The organism is Acetobacterium fimetarium (genome assembly GCF_014284475.1).
Classification (GTDB): domain Bacteria; phylum Bacillota; class Clostridia; order Eubacteriales; family Eubacteriaceae; genus Acetobacterium; species Acetobacterium fimetarium.
Genome location: NZ_WJBC01000045.1, coordinates 1 through 6,245, shown reverse-complemented (window position 1 = coordinate 6,245; position 6,245 = coordinate 1). Strand labels below are relative to the sequence as shown.

Here is a 6,245-nt window from a genome sequence, read left to right as displayed (position 1 = left end):
CATGGTAAAGCCTTTGATGAAGCGATGGTCGGCGTGGTCATAGAGATTAGCCAGCAATTCAACATGCTTGCTCCGGTTCCGGCTGATAACCGAATCATCAAGAACAAAAACCTTAATCCGATCCGGATGAGTCAATCGACTGAATGACGAAATGACTTTAGCAGACAGCAATGTCAGAAACCGTCGCCAGTTGTAAGTTGAGGTATTCAAAAACCGATAGTAAATATTTTTGGATGCCGCTGTTTCCTGATATTTTGAATCCAGGTAACGATATAAATTTTTTCCCTGAAACGCGAGGAGTAACAGCAATTCGAAAACTTGGGTAACTTTTATGCCCTGTGCTTTGCGGATGCCGGAATCCCGGAGTAATCCTGCCAGTTTCAATGCTTTAAAAGCTTTTAAAATGCAATATTTGTCTGTTCAGATGGGTTGTTTTGGTTTATCATAGTGGTATGCACCTTTCCTGTCTGATTTTTGTTACTTTGCATTTTCATTATATCAGACGTTGGGTGCATTTTTCTGTCAACTTCTGTTTTTTAGAAGCTGTAGAGTGTGTTGTTGTAAAGTCTCAGCTGATTTTTAGAGCTGGGAAAGTTGAGTTATTAAATTAGTGAAAAATAAAAAAAACTAGTGAAATATATCGTGATTTAATGAAAAAAATAGTAAAATGTGCCTGTCTTTATTTTTATAAATGAGAGCAGTGCCTGACACTAACTTATAGAGCACAAGGTCCCGAAACGTCCCTCTGATCCTTAAATTTTAACTGAGAAAGAGCTGAATGGCTGCTCCTTCTCAGTTTTTTTGATGGAATAAACTTAAATCAGCATCACCTTGGTAATGTGATGAAAAAAAGGGTAATTACAAAACATGAATGTGTGAATTTTCATCGATATAGTCTGAATGAATTGAGGTAATAACCGGATGAAAATATTAATCACTGGCGCAGCCGGCTTTATCGGGTTTCATTTGTCCCAGCTGCTGGCCGATCAAAACCATCAGCTGATTGGAATCGATAACATGAATGATTATTACGATCCCGTTTTAAAGGAGGATCGCCTCGCCATTTTAAAAAAATACCGCAATTTTATCTTTCACAGGGTCGATATCAAAGACAAACCAGCACTCGATGCTATTTTTGAAAACCAGCGACCAGATTATGTGATCAATCTGGCGGCCCAGGCCGGCGTTCGCTATTCGATCACCAACCCCTATGCTTATATCGATGCCAATATCATCGGCTTCATGAATATTCTGGAAGCGTGCCGGAACTATCCGGTGAAGCATCTGCTTTATGCTTCGTCAAGCTCGGTGTATGGTGGCAATCAGACCGTGCCGTTTTCCACCAGTCATAATGTCGATCATCCGGTATCGCTATACGCGGCGACGAAGAAGTCGAATGAACTGATGGCGCACACTTACAGCCATCTCTACGGGATTCCAACGACCGGATTACGGTTTTTTACCGTGTACGGCCCCTTCGGCCGACCGGATATGGCGTACTATTCGTTCACCAGAGATATCCTGGTGGGAAAGCCGATCAAAGTATTCAATCACGGCAAGCTGGAGCGTGACTTTACCTATGTGGATGACATCGTAAAGGGCATTGATAAACTGATCGATAAAGTGCCGGTTGCCGATCCGGACTGGGATGAAGCGGTGGATCCGATCAGCACAAGCTTTGCACCTTACCGGATTTACAACATTGGCAACAATAATCCGGTCAAGCTGATGACGTTTATCGCGGCTTTGGAGAAGGCTATCGGCAAAGAAGCACAGAAAGTCTACCTGGATATGCAGCCGGGTGATGTGTTAAGAACTTACGCGGATGTCAGTGATCTTGAAAGGGAGATCAACTTCCGGCCGGATACCGGAATTGAGGAAGGTTTGTGCCGATTTGTGAAGTGGTACCGGCAATACTATCAAATTTAAAGACTGATTTAATCATGAACGATGGTTTACGTACGTTATATATCGGGGGGAGGGATTAAAAATGAGAATAACAGTTGCAGGAGCCGGTTATGTGGGATTGTCAAACGCCATCCTGCTGGCCCAGCATAACGAAGTGACGATATTGGATGTGATCAAAGAAAAAGTGGCGATGATTAACAACAAAAAATCCACCATTATTGACCCTGAAATTGAAGAATACCTGGCGACGAAAGAACTGAATCTAACGGCGACGAAAGATTACTACGATGCCTTTAAGGATGCCGAGTATGTCATCATTTCGACACCGACAAACTATGATTCGGAGAAAAACTATTTTAACACCCGGTCGGTGGAGGCGGTCATTGCCAATGTGCTGGATATCAATCCGGAGGCGGTAATGATTATTAAATCGACGGTACCGGTGGGGTATACGGAAGCGACGAAAGAAAAGTTTGAGACCGAAAATATTATCTTTTCTCCTGAATTTCTGAGGGAAGGCAAAGCGCTTTATGACAATCTTTACCCGTCAAGAATTGTGGTGGGAGAGGAGTCGGAAAGAGCAAAAGTCTTCGGTGAATTGCTGGCTCAGGGGGCGATTAAGGAAAATATCGACATCCTTTATACCAAATCAACGGAAGCGGAAGCGATTAAATTGTTTGCCAATACCTATCTGGCCTTGCGAATTGCCTATTTCAACGAGCTTGATTCCTATGCGGAAGTAAGAGGCCTTGACACTCAGAGTATCATTGCCGGCGTCAGTCTGGATCCAAGAATCGGCAATCATTATAACAACCCATCTTTTGGCTACGGCGGCTACTGTCTGCCGAAAGATACCAAACAGCTGCTGGCCAACTACGCGGATGTCCCGCAAAACATTATCTCCGCAATCGTCAATGCAAATAGAACGCGAAAAGACCACATTGCCGATATGATCATCAGGAGGCAGCCAAAGACGGTCGGCATTTATCGGCTGACCATGAAGATGGATTCGGATAATTTCCGTGAATCGGCGGTTCAGGGGGTGATGAAACGCATTAAAGGGAAGGGCATCGAAATTGTGATCTATGAACCGGCGCTTCAGGAGGATACTTTTTTCAATTCCCGAGTGGTCAAAGACCTGGCAGAATTCAAAGCGGTTTCTGATGTTATCGTGGCCAACCGACTGTCCGATGAAATCAGAGATGTGCCGGACAAAGTCTATACACGGGATTTATTCAGTAAGGATTAATTATTTGAATTGAGCGGGTGGAAACCAGTGTGATGGGGATGAAAACCGAAAAAGAGGCGTTGTGATGATTGATACACATATACATTTAATACCGGGCGTCGATGATGGTGCGAAAGATCTGGCTGAGGCCGCACGGATGCTGGCATTCGCCAGCAATGAAGGGGTGAATGAAATGATCTTGACCCCGCATTTCAATAGCACGCTCTATCGCGATAAAAATGTTGAAAAAGCATTCCGGCTGATCAAAGATTATATTGCGAGCCGAAAACTGGAGATGAAAATACATTTGGGCAATGAGATCTATTTAAATGAAGAGGATTATGCATGCATCAAGAACGGGCAGGCTCATACAATGGGCGACAGCCGCTATCTACTGCTGGAATTGCCGTTTTTTCATTTCTATCCTTTTCATGAGATGATGATTCAGGAGCTTCAGTGCAGTGAATATAAAATAGTGCTGGCACATGCGGAGCGGTACGCGGTTTTTGAAAAGAAACCTGAAAAACTCAGAGAACTGGTCAAAAATGGCGTTTATATGCAGATGACATCGGGTTATATCATGGATAAAAAAACCAGAAAAAAAGCCCTGAAATGGGTAGAGGACGGTCTGGTTCACATGGTGGCATCGGATGGCCATGATGTCGAGGGGCGGCCGCCGGTCATGAAAATGGCTTTTGAGATTGTTGCCGGGACTTTCGGCAATCCCTGTGCGGAGCGGCTGTTTAACGATAATCCGGGACTGCTGATTGAAGATCGGGAATTAATGGCCGCGCCGATAAAAAAAGCGAAAAGATTTGCCTGGCCGAAAAGATATTAGCAGATTCGTTTGGCCAGCTCAAAAGAAATCTGTCACTGGAAACGATGATAAATCGGCTTATCAGTTTCTATAAAAAAAGCGAGGTGACCTTTGATGAATATAAAGAGTAGACAAGTATCCTTAATCATAGCCGATATAGTGGCAGTGAACAGCGCCTTTGTGCTGGCTCTTTTGTTACATTATGAAGGCAATATTCCGGCAGCGACAATGGATATCTTTTTTAGAAGTGCATTTATTTATACGATCGGTAAACTGCTGATCTACAAGTATTTTGATTTGTACAACAGCTTATGGGCTTACGCTTCGGTGGAAGAGCTGATGAAAATTGTGTTTGCCGGCGTTTTTTCCAGCATTTTCGGGAGTCTCTTTCTGATCTATATGGGCGAGAGCCTGTACCCGGGTATTTATATCAGCAGCATGTTTTTCGAGATTACCATGGCCGGAACGGTTCGCTTCAGTTATCGCTTTTTCAGAGGCTTCAGGAATAACTATCCGAAGGATCAGCCCGTTACGATCACGGGTGTGATCCAGTTTGGTTTTCATTTTTTCAGAAGACTCAAGAACAACTATCCGATCAAAAAACAGGAACATGAGAAGCGGATTCTGATTATTGGGAGTGGCTCAACCGCTTCGCTGATCGCCAGTGAGATTAAGAATCACGCCTCGGCCTATGGCCAGGTGATCGGCTATATTGACGATGACGAAAATAAACTCAATAAGAACATTGCGGGAGTCAAAGTGCTTGGCAACTCTTTTGATATCGTCAGCATTTCGCATCGCTTCAAAATCAATGAAATCATCATTGCCATGCCGACTGCGGACTCCACCACGATGCGAATGATCATTGGCGAATGTAATCGGACCGAGGCGAAAGTTCGGATCACGCCGGGTATTCGCGAGATGATCGATGGCCAGGTCTCTTTAAGCAAAATCAGAGACGTCGAGATCGAGGACCTGCTTGGCAGAGATACGGTGAACCTCAATATTAAAGAAGTGGCTAGTTACATTGAAGGCAAGATCATTATGGTGACCGGTGGCGGCGGTTCGATCGGTTCTGAATTATGCCGACAGATTGCCAGATTCAGTCCCGGAAAACTGATCATTCTTGATAACTACGAGAACAACGCTTATGATATCCAGAATGAGCTGATCAGGGATTATGGCAAAAAGCTGAATCTGGATGTCATCATTGCATCAGTCAGAGACCGGGATACGATCTTTTCGATCGTTGAGACCAATCATCCGGATGTGATCTTCCATGCGGCAGCGCATAAACATGTGCCGCTGATGGAACGGACCCCGAGTGAAGCCATTAAAAATAATGTTTTTGGCACTAAAAATGTGGCGGAAGCCGCCCATGAATATTGCGTCGAACGCTTCGTGATGATCTCAACCGATAAGGCGGTCAATCCGACCAATATCATGGGAGCCAGTAAGCGTATCTGCGAGATGCTGATTCAGGGTTTGGCAAAACAGAGCAAGACCAAGTTTACGGCGGTCCGATTCGGCAATGTGCTTGGCAGTAACGGTTCAGTGGTGCCTTTGTTCAAGAAACAGATTAAAGAGGGCGGTCCCGTTACCGTCACCCATAAGGATATTATTCGTTATTTTATGACCATCCAGGAAGCGGCCCAACTGGTAATCCAATCCGGTGCCATTGCCAAGGGCGGGGAAATTTTTGTTCTTGATATGGGCCATCCGGTAAAAATATATGATCTGGCAGTCGATTTGATCAAGCTCTCCGGTCTCAAATTAAATGAAGATATCGAGATCGAGATCACCGGACTGAGACCGGGAGAAAAGTTGTACGAAGAACTGCTGATGGATGAAGAAGGGTTGAGCGAAACCCGCTACCAGAAAATCCGGGTCGGCCAACCGAATGAAATTGATTATGTGATGCTCAAGAAATCGCTTGATGAAGTGATGCTGATTCTGAAATCGTCGGATAAAAACGCGCTCATCAACTTTATCAAAAATATCGTGCCCACTTACCGTAACAGCGATGAAGTGAATACTGAAAATGAATACAAGAACAAACTCGTCAGAATACAATAATCAAGCTGCGATCGTTTGACTGCGGGTATTCTGTTTATTCGATTATTTTCGTTTGATGATGTAGATCCCAAAACTTCTTGTTAATGATGAGAAAGCTTCCTGTATAATTTAAATAGGTCAAGGGATTGACAATAAAAAATACCTCAAGTAAATTTAGATTATTACTGACCAGCCAGTTGGTAAAAATCCAAAGAATACAAGAGGTATCTAAAATGA

At 43.9% G+C, this 6,245-nt stretch carries 6 protein-coding genes; 4 read left to right on the top strand and 2 right to left on the bottom strand.

Annotated features, from left to right (window positions below; all coding sequences use genetic code 11):
- Positions 1-384: transposase (locus GH808_RS14745; RefSeq protein ID WP_186843551.1), on the bottom strand; the 384-nt coding region annotated here is incomplete at its 3' end.
- A gap of 537 nt (positions 385-921) precedes the next feature.
- Here GH808_RS14745 and GH808_RS14740 point away from each other — a divergent pair.
- The 4 genes from GH808_RS14740 (at position 922) to GH808_RS14725 (ending at position 6,029) form a co-directional block, all read left to right on the top strand.
- A complete protein-coding gene (locus GH808_RS14740) occupies positions 922-1,929 on the top strand; it encodes an NAD-dependent epimerase (RefSeq protein WP_186843550.1) in 1,008 nt (335 codons plus the stop codon).
- Positions 1,930-1,990: 61 nt separating this feature from the next.
- Positions 1,991-3,157, top strand: coding sequence for a nucleotide sugar dehydrogenase (locus tag GH808_RS14735; RefSeq protein ID WP_186843549.1), 1,167 nt, complete (start codon positions 1,991-1,993; stop codon positions 3,155-3,157).
- A 64-nt stretch (positions 3,158-3,221) separates the two neighbouring features.
- A complete protein-coding gene (locus GH808_RS14730; protein ID WP_186843548.1) occupies positions 3,222-3,974 on the top strand; it encodes a tyrosine-protein phosphatase in 753 nt (250 codons plus the stop codon).
- Positions 3,975-4,067: 93 nt separating this feature from the next.
- Positions 4,068-6,029, top strand: a complete 1,962-nt coding sequence (locus GH808_RS14725) for a polysaccharide biosynthesis protein (RefSeq protein ID WP_186843547.1) — start codon at positions 4,068-4,070, stop codon at positions 6,027-6,029.
- Positions 6,030-6,063: 34 nt separating this feature from the next.
- Here GH808_RS14725 and GH808_RS15220 read toward each other — a convergent pair.
- Positions 6,064-6,245, bottom strand: a 182-nt coding sequence (locus GH808_RS15220) for a hypothetical protein (RefSeq protein ID WP_207722359.1), incomplete at its 5' end; no start/stop codon positions are given.